28 protein-coding genes and 1 pseudogene are annotated in these 26247 nt (G+C 59.9%); 14 read left to right on the forward strand and 15 right to left on the reverse strand.

Annotated features, from left to right (window positions below; genetic code table 11):
* Positions 1-31 precede the first annotated feature (31 nt).
* The 9 genes from JJD66_RS06540 to JJD66_RS06580 form a co-directional block, all read right to left on the reverse strand.
* Positions 32-1081 carry a DNA topoisomerase IB gene (locus JJD66_RS06540; protein ID WP_200647811.1) on the reverse strand — a complete coding sequence of 350 codons (1050 nt, stop codon included), beginning with the start codon at positions 1079-1081 and terminating at the stop codon, positions 32-34.
* Positions 1082-1155: 74 nt separating this feature from the next.
* Positions 1156-2235 carry a molybdenum ABC transporter ATP-binding protein gene (gene modC / locus JJD66_RS06545; RefSeq protein ID WP_200647812.1) on the reverse strand — a complete coding sequence of 360 codons (1080 nt, stop codon included), beginning with the start codon at positions 2233-2235 and terminating at the stop codon, positions 1156-1158.
* Positions 2236-2240: 5 nt separating this feature from the next.
* Positions 2241-2921 carry a molybdate ABC transporter permease subunit gene (gene modB, locus JJD66_RS06550; RefSeq protein WP_200647813.1) on the reverse strand — a complete coding sequence of 227 codons (681 nt, stop codon included), beginning with the start codon at positions 2919-2921 and terminating at the stop codon, positions 2241-2243.
* Complete coding sequence (modA, locus tag JJD66_RS06555; protein WP_197880545.1) at positions 2922-3674, reverse strand: molybdate ABC transporter substrate-binding protein; 753 nt, start codon at positions 3672-3674, stop codon at positions 2922-2924.
* Between the two features lie 112 nt (positions 3675-3786).
* Positions 3787-4851: an NAD(P)H-dependent flavin oxidoreductase gene (locus JJD66_RS06560; RefSeq protein ID WP_200647814.1), complete on the reverse strand. Its 1065-nt coding sequence runs from the start codon at positions 4849-4851 to the stop codon at positions 3787-3789.
* Positions 4852-4922: 71 nt separating this feature from the next.
* Positions 4923-5996 (reverse strand): bifunctional DNA-binding transcriptional regulator/O6-methylguanine-DNA methyltransferase Ada, encoded by a 1074-nt coding sequence (gene ada, locus JJD66_RS06565; RefSeq protein ID WP_200647815.1) that lies wholly within the window; start codon positions 5994-5996, stop codon positions 4923-4925.
* Positions 5997-6071: 75 nt separating this feature from the next.
* Positions 6072-6737, reverse strand: a complete 666-nt coding sequence (alkB, locus tag JJD66_RS06570) for a DNA oxidative demethylase AlkB (protein ID WP_200647816.1) — start codon at positions 6735-6737, stop codon at positions 6072-6074.
* A 3-nt stretch (positions 6738-6740) separates the two neighbouring features.
* The gene (locus tag JJD66_RS06575; protein ID WP_087149541.1) at positions 6741-6908 is read right to left on the reverse strand and encodes a hypothetical protein; all 168 of its coding nucleotides are present in this window, start codon (positions 6906-6908) and stop codon (positions 6741-6743) included.
* A gap of 26 nt (positions 6909-6934) precedes the next feature.
* Positions 6935-7237: a DUF1883 domain-containing protein gene (locus JJD66_RS06580; protein WP_003191319.1), complete on the reverse strand. Its 303-nt coding sequence runs from the start codon at positions 7235-7237 to the stop codon at positions 6935-6937.
* Positions 7238-7449: 212 nt separating this feature from the next.
* Here JJD66_RS06580 and JJD66_RS06585 point away from each other — a divergent pair, with 212 nt between their 5' ends.
* Both JJD66_RS06585 and JJD66_RS06590 read left to right on the forward strand, forming a co-directional pair.
* A complete protein-coding gene (locus JJD66_RS06585; protein WP_003191317.1) occupies positions 7450-7800 on the forward strand; it encodes a hypothetical protein in 351 nt (116 codons plus the stop codon).
* A 145-nt stretch (positions 7801-7945) separates the two neighbouring features.
* Entirely contained in the window at positions 7946-8176 is a 231-nt protein-coding gene (locus tag JJD66_RS06590) for a hypothetical protein (RefSeq protein WP_034127497.1), read from the forward strand.
* 5 nt (positions 8177-8181) lie between these two features.
* Here JJD66_RS06590 and JJD66_RS06595 read toward each other — a convergent pair whose 3' ends face one another.
* Together JJD66_RS06595 and JJD66_RS06600 are read right to left on the reverse strand one after the other, a co-directional pair.
* Positions 8182-8463, reverse strand: a complete 282-nt coding sequence (locus JJD66_RS06595; protein ID WP_003191312.1) for a hypothetical protein — start codon at positions 8461-8463, stop codon at positions 8182-8184.
* Positions 8464-8604: 141 nt separating this feature from the next.
* On the reverse strand, positions 8605-8790 hold the full coding sequence (locus tag JJD66_RS06600) for a hypothetical protein (RefSeq protein ID WP_034127495.1): 186 nt from the start codon (positions 8788-8790) through the stop codon (positions 8605-8607).
* A gap of 311 nt (positions 8791-9101) precedes the next feature.
* Between JJD66_RS06600 and galU the strand changes: the two genes are divergently transcribed.
* The gene (galU, locus tag JJD66_RS06605; RefSeq protein WP_003173830.1) at positions 9102-9941 is read left to right on the forward strand and encodes a UTP--glucose-1-phosphate uridylyltransferase GalU; all 840 of its coding nucleotides are present in this window, start codon (positions 9102-9104) and stop codon (positions 9939-9941) included.
* 105 nt (positions 9942-10046) lie between these two features.
* The gene (gorA, locus tag JJD66_RS06610; protein WP_200647817.1) at positions 10047-11405 is read left to right on the forward strand and encodes a glutathione-disulfide reductase; all 1359 of its coding nucleotides are present in this window, start codon (positions 10047-10049) and stop codon (positions 11403-11405) included.
* Here gorA and JJD66_RS06615 read toward each other — a convergent pair whose 3' ends face one another.
* Positions 11406-12413 carry a DNA-binding protein gene (locus JJD66_RS06615; RefSeq protein WP_200647818.1) on the reverse strand — a complete coding sequence of 336 codons (1008 nt, stop codon included), beginning with the start codon at positions 12411-12413 and terminating at the stop codon, positions 11406-11408. It lies immediately after the preceding gene.
* A gap of 169 nt (positions 12414-12582) precedes the next feature.
* Here JJD66_RS06615 and JJD66_RS06620 point away from each other — a divergent pair, with 169 nt between their 5' ends.
* From JJD66_RS06620 to ahpF, 3 genes are all read left to right on the forward strand, one after another.
* Positions 12583-13515, forward strand: a complete 933-nt coding sequence (locus JJD66_RS06620; RefSeq protein ID WP_200647819.1) for a site-specific integrase — start codon at positions 12583-12585, stop codon at positions 13513-13515.
* Between the two features lie 133 nt (positions 13516-13648).
* Positions 13649-14212, forward strand: a complete 564-nt coding sequence (gene ahpC / locus JJD66_RS06625) for an alkyl hydroperoxide reductase subunit C (RefSeq protein ID WP_003191303.1) — start codon at positions 13649-13651, stop codon at positions 14210-14212.
* 130 nt (positions 14213-14342) lie between these two features.
* Positions 14343-15908, forward strand: coding sequence for an alkyl hydroperoxide reductase subunit F (gene ahpF, locus JJD66_RS06630; RefSeq protein WP_198716172.1), 1566 nt, complete (start codon positions 14343-14345; stop codon positions 15906-15908).
* A gap of 106 nt (positions 15909-16014) precedes the next feature.
* Here the strand turns inward: ahpF and gloA are convergent, their stop codons facing one another.
* Positions 16015-16536: a lactoylglutathione lyase gene (gene gloA, locus JJD66_RS06635; protein ID WP_003191301.1), complete on the reverse strand. Its 522-nt coding sequence runs from the start codon at positions 16534-16536 to the stop codon at positions 16015-16017.
* Between the two features lie 178 nt (positions 16537-16714).
* Between gloA and JJD66_RS06640 the strand changes: the two genes are divergently transcribed.
* A complete protein-coding gene (locus JJD66_RS06640) occupies positions 16715-17251 on the forward strand; it encodes a DUF4946 domain-containing protein (protein ID WP_200647876.1) in 537 nt (178 codons plus the stop codon).
* Positions 17252-17362: 111 nt separating this feature from the next.
* On the opposite strand, the gene JJD66_RS06645 is transcribed toward JJD66_RS06640, so the two are convergent.
* A complete protein-coding gene (locus JJD66_RS06645; protein WP_014718508.1) occupies positions 17363-17728 on the reverse strand; it encodes a histone-like nucleoid-structuring protein, MvaT/MvaU family in 366 nt (121 codons plus the stop codon).
* 194 nt (positions 17729-17922) lie between these two features.
* Positions 17923-19467, reverse strand: a complete 1545-nt coding sequence (locus JJD66_RS06650; RefSeq protein WP_198716174.1) for an EAL domain-containing protein — start codon at positions 19465-19467, stop codon at positions 17923-17925.
* Positions 19468-19762: 295 nt separating this feature from the next.
* Here JJD66_RS06650 and JJD66_RS06655 point away from each other — a divergent pair, with 295 nt between their 5' ends.
* The 6 genes and pseudogenes from JJD66_RS06655 to JJD66_RS06680 all read left to right on the forward strand — a co-directional run.
* Positions 19763-20323, forward strand: coding sequence for a fimbrial protein (locus JJD66_RS06655; RefSeq protein WP_198716175.1), 561 nt, complete (start codon positions 19763-19765; stop codon positions 20321-20323).
* Positions 20324-20389: 66 nt separating this feature from the next.
* Entirely contained in the window at positions 20390-21151 is a 762-nt protein-coding gene (locus JJD66_RS06660; protein ID WP_233445870.1) for a fimbrial biogenesis chaperone, read from the forward strand.
* A 2-nt stretch (positions 21152-21153) separates the two neighbouring features.
* Entirely contained in the window at positions 21154-23775 is a 2622-nt protein-coding gene (locus JJD66_RS06665; protein ID WP_200647820.1) for a fimbria/pilus outer membrane usher protein, read from the forward strand.
* Positions 23775-24524, forward strand: a complete 750-nt coding sequence (locus JJD66_RS06670; protein WP_198716178.1) for a fimbrial biogenesis chaperone — start codon at positions 23775-23777, stop codon at positions 24522-24524. The genes JJD66_RS06665 and JJD66_RS06670 overlap by 1 nt, the downstream gene beginning before the upstream one ends.
* A gap of 47 nt (positions 24525-24571) precedes the next feature.
* On the forward strand, positions 24572-25588 hold the full coding sequence (locus JJD66_RS06675; protein WP_200647821.1) for a fimbrial protein: 1017 nt from the start codon (positions 24572-24574) through the stop codon (positions 25586-25588).
* Between the two features lie 60 nt (positions 25589-25648).
* Positions 25649-26038, forward strand: a pseudogene (locus JJD66_RS06680) (DMT family transporter); the annotation flags it as partial.
* Positions 26039-26247: the final 209 nt, after the last annotated feature.

Genomic DNA, 26247 nt, shown 5'->3' on the forward strand with positions numbered 1-26247 from the left:
GTCATCCCGTGAGTCAGAAGGGAGGCGGAGCCTAACCCACCTTAACTTTGTGCGGCAAGTCTTCGGCCAGTTTTTCCAGGAACATCGCCAGCGCGACTTCTTCGGCTTTCAAGCCTTTGCGCACCCGCGGCTTGGGCAACTTGGACAATTCGCCGAGGCTGAAATGCTCGAGCACCGCCGGGTGGATATAGCACTTGCGGCACACCGCCGGCGTATTGCCCAACTGCCGGGAGACATCCTTGACCATCGCCACCACATGCCGCTTGGCGTCGGATTCGGGCTGCCACGCCAACTCGCGCAACACTGCCAGCGCCATTGCTGTACCAGCCCAGGTGCGGTAGTCCTTGGCGGTAAAGTCTTCGCCGGTCAGGCTGTGCAGGTAGTCGTTGACGTCCTGGGAGCTGACGGTATGCCGCTCACCGTCTTCGTCGAGGTACTGGAACAGGTTTTGCCCTGGCAATTCCATGCAACGCTTGACCACCCGGGCCAGGCGCGGATCCTTGACGCTGACTTGGTGCTCCACCCCACTCTTGCCACGAAACTGGAACTGGATCTCGCTGCCCTTGATGTCCACATGGCGGTTGCGCAAGGTGGTCAGCCCGTAGGATTTGTTTTCACGGGCATATTGGGTATTGCCGACGCGGATCAGCGTGGCGTCCAGCAACATCACCACCGTGGCCAACACCTTTTCGCGGGTAAACCCCGGCTCGGCGATTTGAGCTTCGAGCTGTTTGCGCAATTTGGGCAACGCGGCGCCAAAAGCCTGCAAGCGCGAGTACTTGTCGCTGTCGCGCACCTCGCGCCAGCGTGGGTGGTAACGATATTGCTTGCGGCCACGGGCGTCGCGGCCGGTGGCTTGCAGGTGGCCGCGAGGGTCGGCGCAGATCCACACGTCGGTGTAGGCGGGCGGCACCGCCAAGGCGTTCAGGCGTTTGATTTCGTTCGCGTCGGTAATGCGCTCGCCCTTGGCGTTCAGATACTGGAACTCGCCTCGCACTTTTTTACGGCGGATGCCGGGCTGGGTGTCATCCACATAATGCAGGTCGCGGGGCAGGTCGGCGGGTAACGAAGAGTCAGGCATGGGGCGGGTTCCTTGGCAACAAATCAGGCCGGTATGTCTGATTGACCGCAGCACCCTGCGGTCGTGCCAAATGGTTAAGCCAGCACCGCCACCGCCTTGATTTGCGCCCACAGTGTCTGGCCCGGATGCAGTTGCAACTGGTCGTGTGAGAAGCGCGTGATGCGTGCCAGCAAGGGCGTGCCGCCGGCGTCGAGGCGCACCAGCACGTGGGCGCTGTTGTCCGCGCCAATAGTCTGGGTGACGGTCACCGGCAAGCGGTTGAGGATGCTGCTGTGTTCCTGGGCCTGCAGGCTCAGGCTTACATCCCGTGCCTGGACCTTGACCCGCAGCGGGTTGCCCACCGCCAGCGGGACATGGGCCACGCGCATCTGCAACGGGCAATCGGGCAACTGCAGAGTGAGCAACTGATAGTGCGCGTCGTAGGCAACGACGCTGCCGGCGATCACCACGCCGGCATCGTCGCCCAGCGCCAGGGGCAGGTCGAGGCGCGCCAGGGTCTCGCCGATCGGGCCGCTGGCCAGGGCCTTGCCGCCGCTGAGCAAGACGATGTGGTCGGCCAGTCGCGCCACTTCGTCCTGGGCATGGCTGACGTACAGCACCGGGATATCCAGCTCGTCGTGCAGGCGTTCCAGGTAAGGCAATATCTCGCTTTTGCGCTGGCTGTCCAGGGCCGCCAGCGGTTCATCCATCAACAACAACTTGGGGCTGGTGAGCAAGGCGCGGGCGATGCCGATGCGCTGGCGCTCGCCGCCGGACAAGTGTTGCGGATGACGCTCAAGCAAGTGCCCGATGCCCAACAGTTCGGTGGCCTGGGCCATGTCCACGCGCCGTTGCAGACGAGGGATACGTTTGAGGCCGAACTCCAGATTGGCGCGCACCGACAGGTGCGCAAACAGGCTCGCCTCCTGGAACACATAGCCCAGGGCGCGTTTATGCGGCGGTACAAACAGCCCTTTGCGGCTGTCTTGCCAGACCTCGTCGTTGATCTGTACAAAACCGTGTTCGGCGCGTTCCAATCCGGCGATGCAGCGCAGGCACGTGGTCTTGCCGGAGCCAGAATGCCCGTACAGCGCGCTCACGCCACGGCCGGGTAATTGCAGGTCAACATCCAGTGTGAAGGCGCAATACTTCAGGCGCAGGCGTATATCCATCATCGCGATCAGCTCCAGCCCATCTTGGTTTTACGGCTGGAATAGAGCGCCAGCAACACGAGGAAGGCGAATACCACCATGGCCCCGGCCAGCCAATGGGCCTGGGCATATTCCATGGCTTCGACGTGGTCGTAAATTTGCACCGAGACGACACGGGTCTGGTCCGGGATATTGCCGCCGATCATCAGCACCACGCCGAACTCACCAACGGTATGGGCGAAGCCCAGGATCGAGGCGGTGATAAACCCAGGGCGTGCCAGCGGCAGGATCACCGTGAAAAACGTATCCCACGGGTTGGCGCGCAAGGTCGCGGCCACTTCCAGCGGGCGCGTGCCGATGGCAGAAAACGCATTCTGCAACGGCTGCACCACGAAGGGCATGGAGTAGATCACCGAGCCAATCACCAGCCCGGCGAAACTGAAGGTGAGGGTGCCCAGGCCCAGCCACTGGGTGAACTGGCCGACGTACCCGTTGGGCCCCATGGCCAACAGCAAGTAAAAGCCGATGACCGTTGGCGGCAACACCAACGGCAGTGCGACCACTGCGCCGATGGGGCCGCGCCACTTGGAACGGGTGCGCGACAGCCACAGGGCGATCGGTGTGCCGATGATCAACAGGATCAGGGTGGTCAGTGAGGCCAGTTTGAGGGTCAACCAGATCGCAGAAAAATCAGCACTCGTCAGGGGCATTTACAGCTCGTAACCGTAGGATTTGATAACGGCAGCCGCTTTCGGGCCTTTGAGGTAGTCCACCAGGGCCTTGGCGGCGGCGCTGTCCTTGCCCTTATTGAGGATTACGGCGTCCTGTTTGATCGGGTCATGCAGGGACGCCGGAACGATCCACGCCGAACCGCCGGTGACTTTGCCGTCTTTGTAGATCTGCGACAAGGCGACAAAACCCAGCTCGGCGTTGCCGGTAGACACAAACTGATAAGCCTGGGTGATGTTCTGGCCCTCGACGAGCTTGTCCTTGACCTTGTCGCTCAAGCCTTCCCTGGCCAGCAATTGGGTGGCGGCCAGGCCGTAGGGCGCTGTTTTGGGGTTGGCGATGGACAAGTGCTTGAATTGGTTTTTCTTCAGCACATCACCCTTGGCGTCCACATAGCCCTCTTTGGCCGACCACAGCGCCAGGGTGCCGACCGCGTAGGTGAAGCGTGAACCCTTGACGGTAGCGCCTTCGCTTTCGAGTTTTTGCGGGGTGGTGTCATCGGCGCTGAGGAACACCTCAAATGGCGCGCCGTTCTTGATCTGGGTGTAGAACTGCCCGGTGGCACCGTAAGCCGCGACCAGTTTATGGCCGGTGTCTTTCTCGAAGTCGGCGGCAATCTTCTGGATCGGGGCGGTGAAGTTGGCGGCCACAGCCACCTGCACTTCATCGGCATGGGCCGTACCCAAGGCAAAGGCGGCAAGCAGGGGGGCCAGACGCGAAACGCGGGTCATCATGAAGCAACTCCTTGAAGGTGTACGGCAGGTTGTAGGTAAAAAGGCTTACCGCTATGTATGGGAATATATAGCGGTAGGCTGTTGCCGGTACAGCACCAAGTTGCTGCGCAGGTCAGTCGCGGGTGAATCTGGCTATCGCGTGCTCGGCCAATTCGCGGGTCAGGTCATAGGTGGACAGGTCTTTGCCCAGCCTCAGGGCCTGGCCTGCCCACAGGTTACTGAAACCGGCTTCATCCTTGGCCTTGAGTGGCATTAATGCGCCTCCCGCTTTGGGGAACGCCGGCGCCGCTGGGTTGATTGCGCCGAGTTCACGCATCACCCGGTTGACGATGCCCCGCGCCGGGCGGCCGGTAAACAGGTTGGTCAGCGCGGTTTCGCTGGCCTGGGCATGGCGCAGCGCGTGGTGATGGGAGGCGCTTACAGTGGCTTCGGGAGTGAACAGGTACGCCGTGCCGATCTGCACGGCCGAAGCGCCGAGGGCAAAGGCCGCAACGATGCCGCGTGCATCGGCGATTCCGCCCGCAGCAATCACCGGCACGCCGACCGCGTCGACAATCTGTGGCAACAGCGCCATCAAGCCGATCTGGCTGTTGAGGTCATCGCTGAGAAACAGGCCACGGTGCCCACCCGCTTCGATGCCCATGGCGATGATCGCGTCGCAGCCGTGCTGTTCCAGCCACACGGCTTCCTCGACGGTGGTTGCCGATGACAGCACCTTGGCACCGGTGGCTTTTACCCGGTCCAGCAAAGACTTCTCTGGCAGGCCAAAATGAAAGCTCACCACTTCTGGCCGAAACGCTTCCACCACCTGGCAGGCTGCGTCATTGAACGGCGCACGGTTGGACACCGGGGTTGGCGCATCAAAGTCGGCGCCCAGCTCATGGTAGTAAGGTTGCAGCAAGGCCTTCCAAGCCTGGTCCCGAGCGTCATCGACATCGGGCGGTTGATGGCAGAAGAAGTTGACGTTCAGCGGCGCATGATTGGCCTGGCGAATGAGGGCCAAGGCCTCGCGCAGTTGCTCCAGGCTCAGCGCCGCCGCAGGCATGGAGCCCAGGGCACCGGCTTGCTGAGCGGCGATGACCATGGCGGTGGTCGTCGCGCCAGCCATCGGCGCCTGGATAATCGGCACCTCAATGCCCAACAGGTCAAGAATGCGGGTGTCTGGCCAGGTGCTCATGGGGTGCTTCTCCAGCGTTAGTAGGGCTTTTCGCTGTTTTAGCAGGGCAATCAGCACCCGGCCAGTCTGTTTTATTCACTGGACGGAAGCGGCGTTTTGTGGAGCTGGGTTTCGCGCTCAAGTAACTGGCGCTTGCGCTCTACGCCCCAGCGGTAGCCCGACAGCTCGCCATTGCTGCGCACCACGCGATGACAGGGAATCGCCACCGCCAAGTGGTTGGCACCGCAAGCCTGGGCCACGGCGCGAAAGGAGGAGGGGGCACCGATACGCTCGGCGATCTGCGCATAGCTGGCGGTGCTGCCCGCAGGGATTTCACGCAACGCCTGCCACACCCGCTCCTGAAAGGCCGTGCCGCGCAGGTCCAAGGGCAAATCCAGGCCCACGGCAGGGGCCTCGACAAAGCCGACGACGTGGGCCACCAGTTGTTCGAAACCCTGATCCGCGCCGATCAACTCAGCCTTGGGAAACTGGTCTTGCAGGTCGCGCACCAGTTTGTCCGGATCATCACCCAATAAAATCGCACACACGCCACGTTGGCTTTGCGCCACCAGAATCGCCCCCAGCGAGCACTGGCCAACGGCAAAGCGGATGGTGTTATTGGCGCCGCCGCTTTTGTAATCTCGCGGTTTCATGCCGAGCACTTGGTCGGCGGCTTCATAAAAGCGGCTATTGGAATTAAAGCCCGCGTCGTACAGGGTATCTGTCACCGAATGCTGGCCCTTGAGGCCGTCGCGCACTCTGCGTGAACGCAGGGCGCTGGCGTAACCCTTGGGGGTCAACCCGGTGCTGGCTTTGAATACGCGGTGGAAGTGAAAGGGACTCAGCCCGGCGCATCGGGCGAGCATGTCCAGGTTAGGCGGGGTTTCGGCCTGTTCGATTTGCCGGCAGGCCTCGGCCACCAATTGCCCATGGTGAGCGGCCAACTGGGTCTGGTCGCCGGCAGCGCGTTTACTGGGACGATAACCGGCGGCTTCGGCCTGCGCCGGCGTGTCGAAAAACTCGACATTCTCCGGGCGCGGCAAACGCGAAGCGCTGCTGGGGCGGCAATACACGCCGGTGGTTTTCACGCCGTAGACAAACAAGGCGTCGGCCTTGGCATCACGGGCCATAATGGCAGCCCAGCGCGGATCGTGTTCGTTGTTCATGGCCTGCACTCTTGACGGTTCAGGAGCAGATTAAGCCTGCCGCTCGCAATCGACACTCCGAAGCTTGCGGTCAAATTAACCGGCGGTGCGAAAGGTCAGGTTGATGCGCTGCGGGCCCATGACCGGATGCACGCCGTCCTTGATCGGCATCACGCCATGAAAGCGCAGGCGATCAACGCCGCCCCACACCACCACATCACCATGAAACAGCGAGACCTTTTGGGTTTTGTCGCTGCGCGCATGGCCACCGAACAGGAAAATCCCCGGCAGCCCCAGGGACACCGAGACCACGGGCGCGCTGTAGCTGCGCTCGTTCTTATCCTGATGCAGGGACATCTTCGCCCCCGGTACGTAACGGTTGATCAAGCAGGCATCGGGTTGAAAACCGCCAAAGCCGGCCTCGGTAGCCGCAGCCACCGCCAGTTGGCGCAATGTGTCGGGCATGACGGGCCAAGGTTGCTGGCTGCGCGGGTCGAGTGGGCTGTAGCGATAGCCATGGGCGTCAGTGGTCCAGCCCAGCTCGCCGCAACTGCTCAGCGCCGCCGACATGGTAAAGCCGCCGGCGGTGACCATCTGCCGAAACGGTGATTGAACCAGGACACGCCGCAGTTCAGGCAATAACCGCTCGATCCAGGGCAGGGCATAGCCCCTCAGTACGTAGGATTCTTCGCCAATTTGCTCGCGCCCGGCAGGCTGTTGCAGGGCCTCGTCGGCAAACAAATCGGCGGTAGGGCCAGGCATGGCTTACAGCGCCTTGCTCACGTTGATGTCGGTGATTTCGTCGCTGGCATCATGAATTTTTGCCAAGGCTTGCTTGGCTTCTTCGATGCTGTTGTTTTGCAACTGGGCAAATTCAAAGCGGCGTTCGCCGTTGAGCTTGTACTTGATGACGTATTTGGTTGTGGTGGTCACAGCTTTTTTCCTGTCAGGTGTTCGGGTCAGCTCAGCTTGCTGCTGGTACGACGAACGATACGAATCTTGTGGGACAACGCAGGCTTGCGGGTCACGCTGATGGCGCGACGGGTCACCACATCCAGGGTGATGTTCCAGAACCCGGTGCTGGGCGCGGTGATCTTGGCCGGGAATTTATCAAATGCGCCGCCGTGGTAGGTATGGCGGCCGCCATTTTTGAAGCTGCGAAAGTTCGCATCGCTCATCAGGCGAATATTGCAGGTCTGCGAGCATTCGATGACGACAATGTCTCCCTCGTTGAGGTGCTCACGCTGGTGGATGAATTTCATGGGGTGTCTCCAGAAGGGCTTTTTCTGAAAAATCAGAACGATACGTAGGTTAAGATGGAGTTTATCAGCCCCAGCGCGTTTATTATCGGGCCGTCGTCGACGACTTCGACAATTTAAAACAGTTATTTACCGAGTTATCACAGATAAATCCTACGTTGGTGGGAGAAAATTACCATCCCCGCTGTCGTAGGGTCTTTATCGGAGGTTTTTGTATGAAGTGGAGTGTGTTGGTGCTGGCCTTGGCAATAGGTGGGTGTGCTTCGGTTGCAGATATCAAGCAGACCCCGCCAACATTGGTGGTCATCTCAGGGAAGAAACCGCAGGAATATGCGGCGTGTGTGGTACGCAAATTGGAGGCGACCCGTCGGCCGCCGCAGATCGAGCCCCATAAAGACGGCATTCAGGTGATCGTGCCGCAGAAGTTCTCGGCAGACCCGTCGGCGATCTTTGAAATCGAAGACCGCTCCAGCGGTAGCAGCATCAAGCTTTATGAAAGCATGTCCAATGTGCCGATCCGCCCAGGCGACGTGAAGAAGGCTGGGGAAGAATGCATTTCCGGTTGAACTCCAGACTCATCCCTCACACCCGATAAAAAAAGCCCTTACCCTGCAGGGACGGCATGCATCCGTTAAACTGTCGGGCATTCACTATAAAGATGCCGCTCAAACCCGGGGTTTGAGCGGCATTTGTTTTTCTGGAAAGCCCGTTATGAAACGAGAACACGTCAAAGCCCGCCATGCCGAAGGGCAGATCTCGGCCACCCATGTCATCCAGAACCCCGCCGATCTGGGCGAGTGGATCGTATTTTTCAAGAAGAGCGGCGGGCGCAGCTACTTCTTGGTGGACGAGCAGGATGAGGTCGAATCATTTGCTCGCCTGGATGACCTGATCGAAATCCTGCGGGGCCTGGGGATCAAGTTCGCTGAAGTGCACCTGTAGCAACGTTACTTGCAGACCACCACCACGCTGCGGCCTTTGAAGTTGCCCACGTCCTGGCCCAGGGTCTTGTCGCTTTCCTTGAGTGCCGGCGTGCCATTGGTGCCGACGATGCGGTAACCGGTGCCCGCGCAGGAGGCGTCCGCCTTCTCGTAGCAACTGGCCCATGAATTGGCCTCGCCCGAGCAGTCGATGGTCAGGCCTTGCTCGCCATTTTTCAGCAGGGTATCGGAGGCGGTGGTGCAGCCGGCGAGTGCCAGTACCGCGGTCAGTGCCAGGATTTTTTTCATAGAGGGGGTCGTCATCGAGGGTATTGTAAGGGCGCGCTGACACTGTCGTGGCGTTGTTGAAGATTATAGCGAACTGCCATCTAGGTACAGACAAACAAAAAAGCCCCGTTTAACGGGGCTTTCAAAGCAGTGCAAAGAGGCTTACTTGGTTTTCGGCCGCTTGCTCGATGCATGGCCTGCCTCATCCACAAACACTTCGGCGACGGCGATCGCCATGCTTTCGGACTCGAATACGCCGGCAACGCTGTCACCGTGAAAATTGATCAAGTGCCAGCCGTCTGCTCGCTTAGTGATCAGGTAGCCGTTTACACCTTTTGGTTCTGACATCTGTTGGCAATCTCGTGGTCTTGGTTCAAGGCGCCCATGATAGCGCCAAATGCCGGGGCAGGGCGCAAGTTGTTGCGGGTCAGTGCCAGGGGTGCAAAAGCGTGCTAAAACCATTGCAGCCCTTGCAAACAAGGGGTCGATGCGAGTTCTGACCAACCGTTGGTGACACCCATTGCAGGATCAGCGGAACTTACGCCGACATTTTTTCTCTATGATGACATCGCAACGCCAGCAGGACCCCATTGTAAGGTGACTGCGGCCTGATTAGACTGCGCCGAATTCCGTACGCACAGCCCTTTGTAAGGACTCATATGATCAAGAAATGCTTGTTCCCAGCAGCCGGTTACGGCACTCGCTTCTTGCCAGCGACCAAAGCCATGCCCAAGGAAATGCTGCCAGTGGTGAACAAGCCACTGATTCAGTACGGTGTGGAAGAGGCTCTGGATGCCGGTTTGAACGAGATCTCCATCGTCACGGGTCGTGGCAAGCGCGCGCTGGAAGACCACTTCGACATCAGCTATGAGCTGGAAAACCAGATCAAGGGCACCGACAAGGAAAAATACCTGGTCGGTATCCGTAAACTGCTCGACGAGTGCTCGTTCTCCTACACCCGTCAAACTCAGATGAAAGGTCTCGGCCACGCCATCCTTACCGGTCGCCCGCTGATCGGTGACGAGCCGTTCGCCGTGGTCCTGGCGGATGACTTGTGCGTCAACCTGGAAGGCGACGGTGTGCTGACCCAGATGGTCAAGCTCTACCAGAAATACCGTTGCACCATCGTTGCGGTGATGGAAGTCAATCCAACCGAAACCAATAAGTACGGCGTTATCGCCGGCGACGATATTGGCGATGGCCTGATCCGCGTACGCGACATGGTCGAGAAGCCAGCGCCGGAAGACGCGCCATCGAACCTGGCGATCATCGGTCGTTACATCCTCACGCCGGACATCTTCAAGCTGATCGAAGAAACCGAGCCAGGCAAGGGTGGCGAGATCCAGATCACCGACGCTCTGCTCAAACAAGCCAAAGACGGCTGCGTGATTGCCTACAAGTTCAAGGGCCAGCGTTTCGACTGCGGCGGCGCTGAGGGCTACATCGAAGCGACCAACTTCTGCTACGAGCATTTCTACAAGACGGGCAAGGCTTACTGATCCACGCTTGCCGGCACGTTTTAAGCGAAAGCCACCTTCGGGTGGCTTTTTCGTTTTTCAGACCCATGTAAGTCGGTATGCTGGTGTACTGCCGAGGAGAGTGAAATGGCCTACGATTTTGACCTGTATGTAATTGGCGCCGGTTCCGGCGGTGTTCGCGCGGCGCGCTTTGCCGCGGGCTTTGGCGCCAGGGTGGCTGTGGCCGAGAGCCGCTACCTGGGCGGCACCTGTGTGAACGTCGGCTGCGTGCCAAAGAAGCTGTTGGTGTACGGCGCGCATTTTGCCGAAGATTTTGAACAGGCCAGCGGCTTTGGCTGGTCTCTGGGCGAGGCGAACTTTGATTGGGCGACCTTGATCGCCAACAAGGATCGTGAGATCAACCGCCTCAACGGTATCTATCGCAACCTGTTGGTAAACAGCGGCGTGACCCTGCATGAAGGACATGCACGCCTGGTCGATGCCCATCAGGTGGAGATCAATGGTGAGCGCTTCACTGCCAGGCACATCCTGATCGCCACCGGCGGCTGGCCGCAGATCCCTGAGATTCCAGGGCGCGAGCACGCCATTGGCTCCAATGAGGCATTCTTCCTTAAAGAGCTGCCCAAGCGCGTGCTGGTAGTGGGTGGTGGTTATATCGCCGTTGAGTTCGCGGGCATCTTCCACGGCTTGGGCGCACACACTTCATTGCTGTATCGCGGTGACTTGTTCTTGCGCGGCTTTGACGGTTCGGTGCGCAAACACCTGCAAGAAGAGCTGACCAAGCGCGGCCTGGACTTGCAGTTCAATGCCGACATCGAGCGCATCGACAAACAGGCCGACGGCAGCCTCAAGGCCACTTTGAAGGATGGCCGCGTGCTGGAAGCCGATTGCGTGTTCTACGCCACTGGCCGCCGTCCGATGCTGGATAACCTGGGCCTGGAAAATACCGGGGTCAAACTGGATGAGCGCGGTTTCATCGCGGTGGATGATCTCTACCAGACCGCCGAGCCGTCGATCCTGGCGATTGGCGATGTGATTGGTCGTGTGCAGCTGACGCCGGTGGCCCTGGCTGAAGGCATGGCCGTGGCGCGGCGGTTGTTCAAGCCCGAGCAATACCGCCCGGTGGATTACGCCAATATCGCGACGGCGGTATTCAGCCTGCCGAATATCGGCACAGTCGGCCTGACAGAAGAGGATGCACGCAAAAATGGCCACAACGTGCAGATCTTTGAAAGCCGGTTCCGGCCGATGAAGCTGACCCTGACCGATTGCCAGGAAAAGACCTTGATGAAGCTGGTGGTCGACGCCGACACCGACAAAGTACTGGGTTGCCACATGGTCGGCCCGGATGCGGGTGAGATCGTGCAAGGGCTGGCGATCGCGCTCAAGGCGGGCGCGACCAAGCAGCATTTCGATGAAACTATCGGCGTGCATCCTACGGCGGCGGAAGAATTCGTCACCATGCGCACGCCTGTAGCGGACTGATCAGGTTGGCTCTGCCGCCTCTGGCGCCGTTGCAACGACGGTCGCCAGGCGCAGGGCTTCGATGCTTGCCTGGGCCTTGATCAGGTCCAGCTCAAGCGCCTTGTTGTGCTGCTGATACTCCAGCAGTGATGCTTGGCGCGATTGGCTGTCCAGCACGGCAACCCGCAGGCGTTCCTGGAGCAGGGTGCGTTCGCTGTCGATCTGGCTGAGCTGCTCCTTGAGTTTCAGCTGTAGCGCCTGGTCCTGGCGAGCTTGCTCCTGCAGCGCTTTCAATTCCTTGGTTGTCACTCGCTGCTCACTCAGCAGGCGCTCGTTGTCGCGATGCAGTTGGGTGATTTCGTCCTGGCGCACCAGTGCGCTTTGCTGCGCCTGACGCAATTCGGCCTGTACCTGTTGCAATTGGCCCTCATGGCGACGCTGTTCCTGCTCGCGCTGCTCCTTGATGGCAGTGCGGTAATGCTCAAGCGCATCGCGGGCGTGCAGGTGTTTTTCTTCCAGTGAGCGAATCTGCTTGTCTTTGTCGTTGAGCCTCAGCTCGTAGTCGCTGCACGCCTGGCTCAACCCGGCGTTACGGGTTTGCTCGGTCTGCAGGCTGGTGCTGGCGGTTTGCAGCGCCGCGCTTTCTTCAGCGAGGGCAGCGGCCTGGATATCAAATTGCTGTTTGAGCTGGGTGTGCGCTTCTTCCAGGGTTTCTACCTGGGCGAGCAGGACGGCTTTTTGTTGCTCGAATTGCGCCAGGGCCAGGTCGATCGGCTCTTGGGCCTTCTCTTTCAGGCGCTGGGACAGGCGTGCGACTAGCTCGCCCAGCTCATCATCAATCGGTGCTTGGGTGATGGTCTGGCGCGTCTCGCTTTCGTCCAACTCTTTCAAATAGCGATGAATGGTGGTTTTCGAGCCGGTATTGCCCATTTCGATACGCACCGCATCGATGCTGGGGTTTTCGCCACGGGCGAGGATCGCCAGGCGTGCCGTTTGCACTACTGCTTTGTTTATGCCGCCGCGAGCCATGGAGTCTCCGTCGATTTAGTACTGTGGTACGTGGTATGTATATACATACTATATCACGATTAAAAACTCGTTTAAATTCATGATTTAACAGATGGGATATTGGCGTATTATCCCGTGTCATAAGCATTTTGATCAGCCATCCACCCTTCAGCAGTACGAAAAGACGCCTATGAGCGACCTGGATCGATATCTCAACGCCGCCACCCGCGACAACACGCGCCGCAGCTACCGCGCAGCCATCGAGCATTTCGAAGTCAGTTGGGGAGGGTTTCTGCCGGCCACCAGCGAGAGTGTGGCGCGCTACCTCGTGGCGCATGCCGGGGTATTGGCAGTCAACACCTTGAAACTGCGGCTCTCGGCCTTGGCGCAATGGCATACCAGCCAAGGGTTTGCCGACCCGACGAAGGCGCCGGTGGTACGCAAGGTGCTCAAGGGCATCCGCGCTGTGCACCCGGCGCGTGAGCGGCAGGCCGAGCCTTTGCAGCTCACGCAGTTGGAGCAAGTAATCGCTGCCCTGGACATTGAAGCCAAACAGGCCAGCGAGCATCACGACCAGCCGCGCTTGCTGCGGGCCAAGCGCGACGCTGCGCTGATTCTGCTGGGCTTCTGGCGCGGCTTTCGCAGTGATGAGCTGTGCCGATTAAGCATTGAGCACGTGCAGGCCGTGCCAGGCGCAGGCATCAGCCTGTACTTGCCCCGCAGCAAAAGTGACCGTGACAACCTCGGCAAAACCTACCAGACCCCAGCGTTGCTGCGGCTGTGCCCGGTGCAGGCTTATAGCGAGTGGCTCAGCGCCTCGGCGTTGGTGCGCGGCCCGGTGTTTCGCGGCATTGACCGCTGGGGCAACCTGGGTGAGGAGGGCTTGCACCCCAACAGTGTGATCCCGTTATTGCGCCAGGCCCTTGAGCGCGCAGGCATCCCCGCCGATCAATACACCAGCCACTCCCTGCGTCGGGGTTTCGCCACTTGGGCGCATCGAAGTGGTTGGGATTTGAAGTCGCTGATGAGTTACGTCGGCTGGAACGACATGAAATCTGCGATGCGCTATGTTGAAGCGACGCCGTTTCTAGGCATGACCCTGGCAACCCAAGCGCTGATTTGAGATTTTTTCTATTAATAGCGTCACCTGATAGAGAAACCCAATCGTCAGCATCAGGTTTGCCAATGAGCCATCGACCGAGAGAGCCGGTAGGATTCACCTCATCAACTTCTTAACCCCTGACGGAGAGTCAACGATGCCTATCATCAACAGCCAAGTAAAACCGTTTAAAGCCACCGCTTTCAAAAACGGCAGCTTCGTCGATGTGACCGACGCTGACCTGAAAGGCAAGTGGTCGGTTGTCTTCTTCTACCCAGCCGATTTCACCTTCGTCTGCCCAACCGAACTGGAAGACCTGGCTGACAACTACGCCGAATTCCAGAAGCTGGGCGTCGAAATCTACAGCGTTTCCACCGACACCCACTTCGCCCACGCTGCCTGGCACAACACTTCGCCAGCCATCGGCAAAATCCAGTACACCATGATCGGCGACCCAACCCTGACCATCTCCCGCAACTTCGACGTACTGATCGAAGAAGCTGGCCTGGCAGACCGCGGCACCTTCGTGATCAACCCGGAAGGTCAGATCAAGATCGTTGAACTGAACGACGGTGGTGTAGGCCGTGACGCTTCCGAGCTGCTGCGCAAGATCAAGGCTGCTCAGTACGTTGCCGCCCACCCGGGTGAAGTGTGCCCAGCCAAGTGGAAAGAAGGCGAGGCCACTCTGGCGCCGTCTCTGGACCTGGTCGGCAAGATCTAAGTCTGTGAACGCGTATCAAGGGCGGGTATCCGCACTTAAGTAAGCTGCATCCGCCCTCAAAACGCCCGGGCGAGATTCGCTCGGGCGTTTTTTTGTCTGCAATAAACCGAATGAACAGGAAATCGCCCGTATGTTGGACGCCAATCTTAAAGCTCAGTTGAAGTCATACCTGGAACGGGTCACCCAGCCGATCGAGATCGTCGCCTCCCTCGACGACGGTGCGAAATCCCAGGAAATGCTTGCTCTTTTGCAGGACGTAACCAGCCTCTCCACGCTGATTACTCTGAACACCGATGGCAATGATGCGCGCAAGCCATCGTTCTCCATCAACCGCCCGGGTGCCGAGATCAGCCTGCGTTTCGCCGGCATCCCCATGGGCCATGAATTCACTTCGCTGGTACTGGCCCTGCTGCAAGTCGGTGGCCACCCGTCGAAGGCCAGTGTCGAGGTGATTGAACAGATCCGCGCCCTCAAAGGCGAGTTCAGCTTCGAGACTTACTTCTCGCTGTCGTGCCAGAACTGCCCGGACGTGGTCCAGGCGCTGAATCTGATGGCCGTGCTGAACCCGAACATCCGCCACGTTGCGATTGATGGCGCGCTGTTCCAGGCTGAAGTTGATGAGCGCCAGATCATGGCGGTCCCGAGTGTCTACTTGAACGGGGTCAACTTTGGCCAGGGCCGTATGGGCCTTGAAGAAATCCTCGCCAAGCTCGACACCAGCGGTATCGAGAAAGCCGCGGAGAAAATCAGCGCCAAGGATGCCTTCGACGTCCTGGTAGTTGGCGGTGGCCCGGCCGGGTCTTCGGCTGCCATCTATGCGGCACGTAAAGGTATTCGGACCGGTGTGGCGGCTGAACGCTTTGGTGGCCAGGTGCTGGACACCATGTCCATCGAGAACTTTATCTCGGTACAGGAAACCGAAGGGCCGAAACTGGCCAGCGCACTGGAAGCCCATGTGCGTCAGTACGACGTGGACATCATGAACCTGCAACGCGCCAGTAGCTTGGTTCCGGCAAAAAATGCCGGTGAGTTGCACGAAATTCGCTTCGAAAGCGGTGCGACCCTCAAGTCCAAGACCGTGATCCTGGCCACAGGCGCCCGCTGGAGAGAGATGGGTGTGCCCGGTGAGCAGGAATACAAGGCCAAGGGCGTGTGCTTCTGCCCGCATTGCGATGGCCCGCTGTTCAAGGGCAAGCGTGTGGCGGTGATCGGCGGCGGTAACTCCGGCGTGGAAGCGGCCATTGACCTGGCCGGTATCGTCAGCCATGTCACCTTGCTCGAATTCGACAGCAAGCTGCGCGCCGATGCCGTGTTGCAACGCAAGCTCTACAGCCTGCCGAACGTGGATGTGATCACCAGCGCGCTGACCAGTGAGGTCAAAGGCGATGGCCAGAAAGTCACCGGCCTTGCCTACAAGGACCGCGACACTGGTGAGTTCAAGACCATCGACCTGGAAGGCATCTTTGTGCAGATTGGCTTGCTGCCCAACACCGACTGGCTCAAAGGCAGCGTAGAGCTGTCGCCGCGTGGCGAAATCATTGTCGATGCCCGTGGCGAGACTTCGCTGCCTGGCGTGTTCGCCGCCGGTGACGTAACCACCGTGCCGTACAAGCAGATCGTGATTGCAGTAGGCGAGGGCGCCAAGGCTTCGTTGAGCGCGTTCGATCACTTGATCCGTACCTCTGCTCCGGCGTAATCCTGGGCTGCAAATAAAAAACCCCATGAGCGATCATGGGGTTTTTCTCGTTCCCACGCTCGGCGTGGGAATGCATCCGGTGACGCTCCGCGTCACGCAGTGCTTATTACATCGGTGCTGGCTGGATGATTTCAACCCAATAAGCATCCGGGTCTTTGATGAACGCGAGGCTCTTCATGCGGCCATCCGTCAGGCGCTTCTGGAAATCACAGCCCAAGGCTTCGAAACGTTCGCACGCCGCGACAATGTCCGGCACCGAGATGCAGATATGGCCAAAACCACGCGGGTCGGTGTTGCCGTTGTGGTAGGCAAAGTCGGCATCGTTTTCGGTGCCGTGGTTGTGGGTCAGTTCGAGGATGCCCGGAATCGACTTCATCCACTGGGTGCGCTCGGCCGCGTCGGCCGGGATCTGGGCCTTGTCCACCAGGGCCAGGAAGTACAGGCTGAATTCGGCTTCCGGGAAGTCACGTTTCTCGACCAGGGAGAAACCCAGGATGCGCGTGTAGAAGTCCAGCGACTTGGTGATGTCCTTGACCCGCAACATGGTGTGGTTGAACACAAAGTTCGCCGTGGCGTTGTCGGGTTGGGCAGTGACGCCCGGGAAGGTGTTCAATTCGTGCAGGCTCATGGGCCCTCCAGAAAAAATGTGAGATGAGCGGTCCATTGGCATGCGGCCTGCTTCCATGCAGGCGGGCCATGATACGCAAGCCGCACCGGCTGCGCCAAATGAAAAAGCGCGCCTAACCCTTGCAGTCAGCGCGTGCCGGGCCGCACACTTTGCGGCTGGAACCTTGGGTGTTTTTGCAATGATCGAGTTTCGTAGGCCACTGTTGAGTGCTGTGTGCGTGTTGTTGGGCAGCCCGTTTGTGCTGGCCGCCGAGCCGGAAGTCCATTGGCCCAGCGGTTGGCAGGTCGAGGAAGTCGTGCCTGACGGCGAGCTCCCTGCCAAACCCCAAGCAGTGTCCCGGCAGCGAGCGATCAAGAATGATGAAAATGGCGCCACGTTGATGGTGATGGAGTTGACCGGAACGCCGATTGAGGTCGGCCATAAAGTTAATCTTCCCGGCGTGTTGCTGGAGATGCGCAAGTCGATCCAGAAAGACTTTGCCCGCGGCGGTTATCAAAGCGTGTGCAGCAAAATGCACCCCACGACATTGAGTCGTCTTGATGCGCTGGAAACTACCTGTGTGATTACCGAGAACGGTCGACACGTATTGTCGCAAACATTAGTCGGTGCGCTGGATGTCGACAAAGCCTATGTTTTTTCATACGCGGGCCAGGCGCAAGCGTACGAGGCGAGCAAGGCGGAAGTCAGTCTGGTGCGTAACAGTCTGAAACTTTGACAGGTTCAGGCTGAGCGAATGTGAACAACATGAACGCTGAGTTAAGTTCGATTCCGAACCGTTAGAGCAAAAAAAGCCCCGCGTATGCGGGGCTGTTTTTTAGTACATGTTTCAGCCGCGAAGCCAGGAGTCTACAGTGGCGGCGCCGTACTGCTCTTTCCAGGCTTTGAGGCCGCGGTGGTTGCCACCTTTGGTCTCGATCAGCTCGCCGGTGTGCGGGTTGTGGTAAACCTTGACCACCCGTGCGCGGCGCTGTTTTGGCGCCGCGGCGGCCGGTGCGCCGCCTTTGCGTGGCGCTGGATCGAGGATAGCGATCACATCGCGCAGGCTTTTGTCGTATTTGCCCATCAGCGTCTTGAGCTTTTCTTCGAATTCGATTTCTTTCTTCAGGCCAGCGTCGTTCTTCAAGGATTCCAGCTGGGCAAGCTGCTCTTGAAGGGCTTTTTCTGCTGCGCGAAATTCGGCGAGTCTGGACAAAATCTATACTCCAATAATGTAGTTGCTGATATCAACTGCAGACAAAGCTATAAGCCAAGAACGTTAAGCCACGTCAACGAAAAAGACCCTTCTGCGAGTTCTGCACAGGCAGAAAAAATTGTAGTAGTTAATTCATCTCGAGTAAATCATGTCTTTTAAAGAAAGACCAATCTTTCATGGTAGGTGGTACACGGCTATTCAACGATACCCAACGATTTAATGAATTCATCGCAGGGTAATGGTCGACCAAACAGGTAACCCTGTAGGAAATCCACGCCCTGGGCAACGAGGTATTCACACTGTTGGGCTGTTTCTACGCCTTCGGCAACAATGCCTAGATCCAGCTTGACCGACAACTCTATGATGCTGTCGAGAATATGCCGCGACAACGCATCCGCACCGATCATGGCGACAAAGCTTTGATCGATCTTCAAGTAGTCGACATTGAAATTGCGCAAATAGCCCAAGCTGGAGTGGCCGGTGCCGAAGTCATCAATGGCGATCATGACCCCCATTTGATGCAGCGCCTCGAACAGGCGGCGGGTGGTCTCGGTGGGTTCGATCAGTTCCCGCTCGGTCAACTCCAGCACCAGGGTGACCTGGCCGGGTGGGAACGCGGCGAGGAATTCCCGGCAGTCCTGCACCAGTGCCATGTCCTGGCAGTGGCGCGCGGTGATGTTCACGCCGATATGAAAGCCAGGGCTGAAACGTGCAGCATGAGGCGCCAATTGCGCGGCGGTCTGGCGCAGCAGGGCACGGGTCATCGGCACGATCAGGCCAGAGTCTTCGGCCAGGGGAATAAACAGGTCCGGGCGCACCAGGCCTTCTTTGGGATGCTTCCAGCGCATCAGGACCTCACAGCCGGCCCATTGGCGTGTGTCACCCCGTACCACCGGTTGGAAATACGGGATGAACTCATTGGCTCCCAAGGCGCGTTGTAACTCGTGGGTCGGCGCGGACGAGCGTTTTTGCAGCCAGTGAGCGAGCAGCCCCGCCAATATCCCGAAGAACACCACCAGGCTGAACAGCGCCGGATACCGCGCCTGCATGTAGCGCCAGACTTCACCCTCGGGCATCCCTGCCTCGACACTGTATTGATAGCGCTCGGAAGCCAGGCGTTGTGGCGCCACGGCAAATACCGGCAACGCGCCTTGATGCACCTTGCCGTCGGCACCCAGCCAGTTCGGACCGACGTGCAATACCACGTGCGCGTAACGGCTGATCAGGCGCAAGGCGTTGGTGAGGTGGTAACCGTCAACCGAGGCAAACGCGCCTTGATCGCCTTCCACCAGGCGATACACCAATAGCGCGGTATCGGGTGTAACGGGATTGCCATTCATCAACCACAGGCGCCCATCGACATAGTCGTCCGGGTTGACGGGCGATTGGTAGCGACCGCCAAACAACGAGCTGCAATAGATGTTTTTCTGCCAGGACAGCGTCGTGGCCCGCACAAACGGCCGGCGCGTGACTTGTTCACGTAGCGCCAACTTGGCGACGCTGTCACAAGGTTTACCGGCCAGCGGCAGCAAAGCCTGGGCAGCGATGGCGGTATTGTCCAGCATCAGGTCGAACTGGCGCACCGCTTCTTGAGCGGTTTGCGCTGTGCTTTGCTCGAGCGTGCGTTCGGCTTGCCAGTAAAGAATTACCACCCCCAACAGAATGGGCAGCAGCCCGCACAGGGTGCTGATGAAATAGCGTGCGGCTCGGCTTCGTGGGCCTTTGACGGTCAGGGGCATGGGAGCAGTCAATCGTAAAAAAGAGAGTGGGCTCTGCCGATGATAGATGGCATTGCACGGGGCTGCTCACTTGTTTAACGCCTACTGACCTAGCCGTTCGGTCAGTTGTGGCGGGCACTTCAACTTGGCAACATAAACTTCATTGCAAAACGTAAGAGACTCGGTAGCCCTTAATCCCTACAGCCTCTTTCATAGCCGCTCAGCCCAATTTTGGCGGGAGGGCCGCGTCTCGCCCTTCGATTGATGAGTCATGGCTTGCAACTCTTTCACTGACATTCACGAGGAAGTATCTGTAATGAAAACTATCGCATTGGCCGTTGTATTTCTGGCGGTCACCGGCGTTGCCGCTCTGCCTGCTGTTGCCGCAGACGGCAAGATCACCTTGACCGGTGAAATCACCGGCACCACTTGCAGCATCAGTGGTGGCACGGGCTCTGCGCCCGGCACCAGCCCGGACTTTTCGGTGCCACTCAACAAGGTCCAGGCCAGCGCGCTCAAGGCGCCAGGCCAGACTGCCGGGGCGAAACCCTATTACATCCATGTCGGTTCCTGCCCGAAGGATACGACCGTCGCCGTGATGTATGAGAGCAGCAGCCCCGCGATCAATCCGGCGACCGGTAACCTGGTCAACCAGGCACCCGCCAAGCCGACGCCTGCCACCCTCGTTGAGGTGCAACTTGTGGATGGCGTCACCCACCAGCCCATGGATTTGCGCCTGGGCCAGAACTCCAGCCCCGCGAAAGTCCCGGCAAGCGGCGAGGTGTCGCTGCCCTTTGCTGCCCAATACATTGCCACGGGCACTGCTACGCCAGGCCCGGTCAGTACGCAAGTGCTGTACTCGGTGACGTTCCCCTGATCGAGGCCCCGTTGCCTGGCCGTGCGCCAGGCAAGGACAGACGAAATGCTTGCCCGGACATTGCTAGTGACCCCCCTGCTGAGCGCACTGCTGACCAGTGTCGGGTTGCTGTCCGCCGCTCACGCCGGCGTAGTGATCGACGGCACGCGGCACATCTATCCGCAGCAGCGTCGAGAAATCACGCTGCGCCTGACCAATGACGATCAGCGAGCGCCGCGCCTGGTCCAAGTGTGGCTGGACCAGGGCGACCCGGCGCAAGACCCCACCGGCAGCGACGTGCCGTTCAGCCTGTCGCCGCCTGTGTTTCGCATGGACGCGGGAAAAAGCCAGGTAGTGCGACTGGTGTATACCCAGGACCCACTGCCGGATGACCGCGAATCGTTGTTCTGGCTCAACGCCCTGGAGATACCGCCCAAGGTCAACGTGGCACAGGGCAGCCCGCAAGAGGCCCCTTCGAACCACCTGCAGTTCGCTTTTCGTATCCGCACCAAAGTGTTTTTCCGCCCGGCCCAATTGCCGGGCTCCGCGGACGAGGCGCCCACCCACTTACGCTGGACCCTGCACCGGAGTGCCCAGGGACCGCTACTGGAAGTGCACAACCCATCGGCTTATCACGTGACCTTCAATGAGGTTGCCTTGGCCATGGGCTCGGGCCCGGGTGCTCGCCTGTTACCGGCGGGAGAGGGCATGGTGCCCCCCGGCGGCAGCCTGAAGCTGCCCGTCAAGGATGTCGCACAAGCAATACCCGCCGACGCCCAGGTGCATTTCAAATACATCAATGATTACGGCGCATTCTCCGTGCCGCAGCGTGCTCCCCTGAAGTTCTGATCATGTATGCCTTATTGCAAATACCCGTTCACCGCTTTACGGCCTGGCTGTTTGCCAACCCCAACTTACTGCTGTGGCTGGGCCTGCTCAGTACCTTATTGATGTCGGCAGAAGCCGCGCCACTGGTGTTTGACATCGAGGCGTTCGCCAGCGGCCTGTCCTCTTCGGCAGATATCTCACGCTTCAATACCACCAACGTGTTGGCGCCAGGTGTTTACCGCGTAGATGTGATGCTCAACGGGCAATCGATGGGGCGCCGCGAGATCACCTTCGCCCCCTTTGCCGGGCAGGACGACGCCCAGCCGTGCCTGAACGCTGCCGAGCTTGGCCAACTGGGGGTTTCTGTGCAGGCGCTGGCGGATAACACCGAGCATGCCTGCCGGGATTTTGCCGAGTGGATACCCATGGCCAGCAGCCGCGTCGATATCGAGACCCTGACCCTGGATGTCAGCATCCCGCAGATCTATATCAACCGTTCCGCGCGCGGCTACATTGACCCGTCTGAATGGGACAATGGCATTGACGCCGCGCTGCTCAACTACAACTTCAGTGCCGCGACGGCGACAGCGGGCGCCGGTGAGGATCGTGGCTACCTGGGCCTCAACGGCGGGCTCAACCTGGGCGACTGGCGGCTACGCCATCAGGGTGGGCAGGCATGGGCATCCGGTAGCGGCCTGGCGCGTTATCAACACACCGCCACCTACCTGCAACGGTCCCTTGCCGCCTGGCGTTCACAACTGACCGTCGGCGACAGCTTCAGCAGTGGCCAGATCCTCGACGGTGTGCGTATACGCGGCATCACCCTGGCCACCGATGACCGCATGCTTGCCCAGTCGCAACAAGGCTATGCGCCTCAGGTGCGAGGCATTGCCGACAGCAATGCCACGGTGACAGTGCGCCAGAACGGCTACACCCTCTACGAAACCACAGTGGCCCCGGGGCCGTTTGTCATCGATGACCTGTACCCCACCGGGTACGGCGGCGACCTACACGTCAGCGTCACCGAGGTCGACGGCCGGCGCAGCAGCTTCGTGGTGCCTTACTCCGTGGTGCCTTACCTGCTGCGTGACGGTGCCAGCCACTACAGCGTGACCTTGGGGCAGTTGCAGCAATACGGCGTCAGCGATGCCAGCCCGCTGATCTTGCAGGGTATGCTGCAGCATGGCCTGGGCGATCGTATTAGCGCCTATGGTGGCAGTACGCTTTCCCAAGGCTACGGCCAGGCCAAGGCCGGCCTGGCGATGAGCACTCCGATTGGCGCGTTCTCCCTCGACAGCACCTACTCGCGCACTCAGGTTCAGGGGCTGGGCGTAGTCGGCGGGCAAAGCTGGGGCCTGGCCTATAACAAGAACCTGCCGTTCTCGGGAACGCACTTTGCGCTGGGCGCCTATCGTTTCTCCACGGCCGGGTACCTGAACCTGCCTGATGCGCTCAATGTGCGGGAACTGGCCCGCCAAGGCGGGAGTATCAACAGTTACGCCAGGCAGAAAAGCCGCCTCGACCTGACAATCAGCCAGCAGTTGGGCGCAGGCTCGCTGAGCCTGTATGGCAGCTCCATCGACTACTGGGCGGGCCGCCAAGGGCGCCAGACATCCTTCACCCTCAGTTATGCGGCTAATTGGAAGTCACTCAACTGGAACCTTTCGGCGCAGCGCTCGCGTGTCAGTGAAACCCATCAATTGAACGATCACGAGCGCAGCGACGAAATCTTTTTTGGCCGGTCGGCGCAAGCCGGGCGCGTGGATAATCACCTGGTGCTGACACTGTCCATGCCATTGGGCGCAGGAACGCGTGCGCCAACCCTGAGCAGCAGCCTGTCGCACGATGCTGGCGATTCACGCGGCAGCCAGCATCAGGTGGGAATCAATGGTTTGCTGGGTGACAGCGGTGAAGCCAGCTACGGGCTGACCGGCAGCCGTGGCACGGGCCACCAGCAAGGCTCCAGCTTCAATGCCTACGCGGGCTACCGCAGCCGGGCTGCAAGCCTGCGGGCCGGCTATGCCCAGGCCCGCGACAGTTCGCAACTATCCATGAGTGCCGATGGCGGGCTGATAGCCCACGAGGGTGGCGTGACCTTCGCGCAAAACCTCGGTGAAGCCTCGGCACTGGTGTATGCGCCGGATGCACAAGGTGCCCGGCTCGGCAGCAGCGGGGCGCGTATCGATAAGCAGGGTTATGCGGTGCTGCCAGCCCTCAGGGCTTATCAGCGCAATGAAGTAGATATCGATCCCGAGGGCATGCCCATGGATGTCGAACTCAAGGAATCGAGTCACGCCGTGGTGCCGACGCTGGGAGCCGTCTCACTGGTCAGGTTCGAGACCGTCAGTGGCCGTGCCGTGGTGATCAAGGCCACTCATCTGGGTGGCAAGCCGTTGCCATTTGCCGCGCAAGTGTTTGACGAGCGCGGCGTCGAAATCGGCGTGATCGGCCAGGCTGGCAAGGCTTTTGTGCGCGGGGTTGCCGACCAGGGGCGGTTGACGGTGCGCTGGAATGCAGGGGCGGCTGACCAGTGCTTCATCCATTACCGTTTGCCGCCGCGCAGGCCCGAGCAACGCCAGGAAAGCGCGGACCAGTTGGTCAGTCAATGTGCCGACCATGGTGATGCGGACGAGGAGCGCAGTTGATGACTCATCGATTGCTCCGCGCGCTGCTTGGCCTGGCCCTGGCGGTGCAGACAGTATTGGCCCATGGGGAAATCGTCATTGACCGCACGCGCATCATTTACCCGGCCAGCGCCGCTGGGGTAACGGTCAACCTGCACAATGAGGCCGACGGCCCGCGATTGGCCCAGGTGTGGATCGATGCGGGCGACCCGCAGGTCGCGCCTGAGTCCAGTGATGTGCCCTTTACGGTGACCCCGCCGATCCTGCGCCTGGATGCCGGCAAGCACCGCGCATTGCGGGTGATGTACCACGCGACCCAAGACAAGGCCATGGCCGTGCCTCAGGAGTTGGTGTACTGGCTGAATGTGCTAGGGATCCGCCCGTCTGTCGACACCGGCAACCAGCTGCAATTTGCCTTTCGCACACGGATCAAGCTCTTCCTGCGCCCGGACGCGTTGCCAGGCAAAGCGCAGCAGGCGGTGGATACGTTGCAGTGGCGCCTGGCGGGCGACGGCCCGGTCCTGCAGGTGCGCAATCCCAGTGCCTTTCATGTGACGCTTTCCAGCGTATTGCTGACCGTCGATGGCGTCGAGTACCACAGTGAGGCCCCGCCGATGCTGTTGCCGCGTTCGGTTGCCCGCATCGTGCTGGAGGGCAGGGCGCCGTGGGGGCAGGGTACGGTCGCGCTGCGATTTACCACCCTGGATGACCATGGCATGACGCGTACGCACACAGTGTCTTTGGGGCACACGAAGGATTTGGCGATATGAACGGTGTCCGGCAATTTATGTTCAGGTTTTTACAGATTGGCGTGTGCTTGAGTATTTGCGCAGTCGCGATGGACGCACAGGCGCATTTCAATGCAGGCGTCTGTACCCCCCAAGCCCCGGTGACGCTGTTCGTCCCGCCCATCACCCTGCCTAACAACCTGCAGGTGGGCGAGGCGATTGGCTACCCAAGTGGCTATGACTTCGCCGGCAATGGCTTTGTCATGCGGTGCCGCTACACCGACTGGCCATTGTCGCAGCCGGTGTCGGCCAACCTCAGCGTGGTCAATTCGCCGGCAACCGGCATGACGTTCAACGCAAATGGGCTGACGTTGCCCGTCTATGCGACCAGCTACCCTGGCGTCGGGTTCGTCATGATGGCCGGGGATCCGTCCCAGCATTTGAAGGTCATCACCCACACCGGCGTCACGCTGTTGGACACCAAGCACAACAAACCCAATGGCTGGGGCCTGCAAGGGCGCGTGTATCTGGTGGCAACGGGCCCGATCACCTCGGGCACCATCCCTGGAAACACAGTCGCCAGGTATATGCTGACCAATGTCAATATCGAAAGCCCCGGCGCTGCCTCGGTCAACTTTGCCGATACGGTGATATTGCCGCCGCAAAAGCCAACTTGCCGGGTGACCACGCCGTCGCTTGCAATGCCGCTGGGGCAGGTGCCCAGCCGTGATTTCAAGGGAGTCGGCAGCAGCGCCGGCAGCGTTAGTCGCAACATAACCCTGGACTGTGCCGGCGGCACCGGCGGCATCCTGGATGTATGGATCACCGTGACTGACCAGACGGAACCCGGCAACCGCAGTAACCAGTTGTCCTTGACCCGCAACTCGCACGCCCGCGGCGTCGCCCTGCAATTGCTCAGTGGCGATCGGTTGGTAAGCTATGGGCCCGATTCCTCCGGCGTGGGCAACCCGAACCAATGGCAGGTCGCAAACACGGGCAACGGCGCCCTGACGATTCCCTTGACCGCCCGTTACGTTCAAACCGCGTCGACCATCAAGCCTGGGACCGCCAACGGCCTGGCCTCGTTTACCCTGAGTTACCGGTGAGCCCCGGAATCAGGGTAGAGCGTTTGCGCCAGTGCGATAAACGCCAGGGTTGCGGGAGAGGCCTGCCTGCGGTTTATCCTGGCCAGCCTCGCGTTGCTGCTGTTCCTGGCCTGCGCGCGCATCCCACTGGCGCGCCCAACTACAGGGCAAATGGCGCGGCTGGTACTGCTGGGCCTATGCGGCATCTTTTTCTACAACCTGTGTTTTTTCTATGGCCTTCACTACATCAATGCGTCGCGGGCGTCCTTGATCGTGGCATTGAACCCGGCAGTGATCGGCCTGGCGTCCTGGTTGTTGTTCAAGGAGCGCCTGGGCCGGGCCAAGTGGCTGGGTATCGGGCTGTGCCTGCTGGGGGCGGCTATGGTGATCGTGAGCCGCAATCCCAACCTCATGCAGGGGGCCCGCAACGCTTGGGTCGGTGACCTGTTGATCCTGGGCTGCGTAATCGGTGCCGATGCTGGCGGGTGGCGCGGTCATCCTGTTGGGCATCTACCTGTGCAACAAACCCCTTGCGCGGGGCAGGGCAATGGGGATTTGATAAGAGTACGGACAAACCTGGTTACGCTGTGTAGAATCAGTTTACGCATACAAGAATATGGACTTGCGCTCACGCAAGCCTCGGCCGTCAGAGACTGATGACACCATGAAGCTACTTGGCT

The organism is Pseudomonas sp. MF6751 (assembly GCF_016613265.1).
Lineage (GTDB): Bacteria > Pseudomonadota > Gammaproteobacteria > Pseudomonadales > Pseudomonadaceae > Aquipseudomonas > Aquipseudomonas fluorescens_BV.

Coding starts and splice junctions, on each gene's coding strand:
- JJD66_RS06540 (WP_200647811.1), bottom strand. CDS start 1,081: ATGCCTGACTCTTCGTTACCCGCCGACCTGCCCCGCGACCTGCATTAT.
- modC (WP_200647812.1), bottom strand. CDS start 2,235: ATGATGGATATACGCCTGCGCCTGAAGTATTGCGCCTTCACACTGGAT.
- modB (WP_200647813.1), bottom strand. CDS start 2,921: ATGCCCCTGACGAGTGCTGATTTTTCTGCGATCTGGTTGACCCTCAAA.
- modA (WP_197880545.1), bottom strand. CDS start 3,674: ATGATGACCCGCGTTTCGCGTCTGGCCCCCCTGCTTGCCGCCTTTGCC.
- JJD66_RS06560 (WP_200647814.1), bottom strand. CDS start 4,851: ATGAGCACCTGGCCAGACACCCGCATTCTTGACCTGTTGGGCATTGAG.
- ada (WP_200647815.1), bottom strand. CDS start 5,996: ATGAACAACGAACACGATCCGCGCTGGGCTGCCATTATGGCCCGTGAT.
- alkB (WP_200647816.1), bottom strand. CDS start 6,737: ATGCCTGGCCCTACCGCCGATTTGTTTGCCGACGAGGCCCTGCAACAG.
- JJD66_RS06580 (WP_003191319.1), bottom strand. CDS start 7,237: ATGAAATTCATCCACCAGCGTGAGCACCTCAACGAGGGAGACATTGTC.
- JJD66_RS06585 (WP_003191317.1), top strand. CDS start 7,450: ATGAAGTGGAGTGTGTTGGTGCTGGCCTTGGCAATAGGTGGGTGTGCT.
- JJD66_RS06590 (WP_034127497.1), top strand. CDS start 7,946: ATGAAACGAGAACACGTCAAAGCCCGCCATGCCGAAGGGCAGATCTCG.
- JJD66_RS06595 (WP_003191312.1), bottom strand. CDS start 8,463: ATGAAAAAAATCCTGGCACTGACCGCGGTACTGGCACTCGCCGGCTGC.
- JJD66_RS06600 (WP_034127495.1), bottom strand. CDS start 8,790: ATGTCAGAACCAAAAGGTGTAAACGGCTACCTGATCACTAAGCGAGCA.
- galU (WP_003173830.1), top strand. CDS start 9,102: ATGATCAAGAAATGCTTGTTCCCAGCAGCCGGTTACGGCACTCGCTTC.
- gorA (WP_200647817.1), top strand. CDS start 10,047: ATGGCCTACGATTTTGACCTGTATGTAATTGGCGCCGGTTCCGGCGGT.
- JJD66_RS06615 (WP_200647818.1), bottom strand. CDS start 12,413: ATGGCTCGCGGCGGCATAAACAAAGCAGTAGTGCAAACGGCACGCCTG.
- JJD66_RS06620 (WP_200647819.1), top strand. CDS start 12,583: ATGAGCGACCTGGATCGATATCTCAACGCCGCCACCCGCGACAACACG.
- ahpC (WP_003191303.1), top strand. CDS start 13,649: ATGCCTATCATCAACAGCCAAGTAAAACCGTTTAAAGCCACCGCTTTC.
- ahpF (WP_198716172.1), top strand. CDS start 14,343: ATGTTGGACGCCAATCTTAAAGCTCAGTTGAAGTCATACCTGGAACGG.
- gloA (WP_003191301.1), bottom strand. CDS start 16,536: ATGAGCCTGCACGAATTGAACACCTTCCCGGGCGTCACTGCCCAACCC.
- JJD66_RS06640 (WP_200647876.1), top strand. CDS start 16,715: ATGATCGAGTTTCGTAGGCCACTGTTGAGTGCTGTGTGCGTGTTGTTG.
- JJD66_RS06650 (WP_198716174.1), bottom strand. CDS start 19,467: ATGCCCCTGACCGTCAAAGGCCCACGAAGCCGAGCCGCACGCTATTTC.
- JJD66_RS06655 (WP_198716175.1), top strand. CDS start 19,763: ATGAAAACTATCGCATTGGCCGTTGTATTTCTGGCGGTCACCGGCGTT.
- JJD66_RS06665 (WP_200647820.1), top strand. CDS start 21,154: ATGTATGCCTTATTGCAAATACCCGTTCACCGCTTTACGGCCTGGCTG.
- JJD66_RS06670 (WP_198716178.1), top strand. CDS start 23,775: ATGACTCATCGATTGCTCCGCGCGCTGCTTGGCCTGGCCCTGGCGGTG.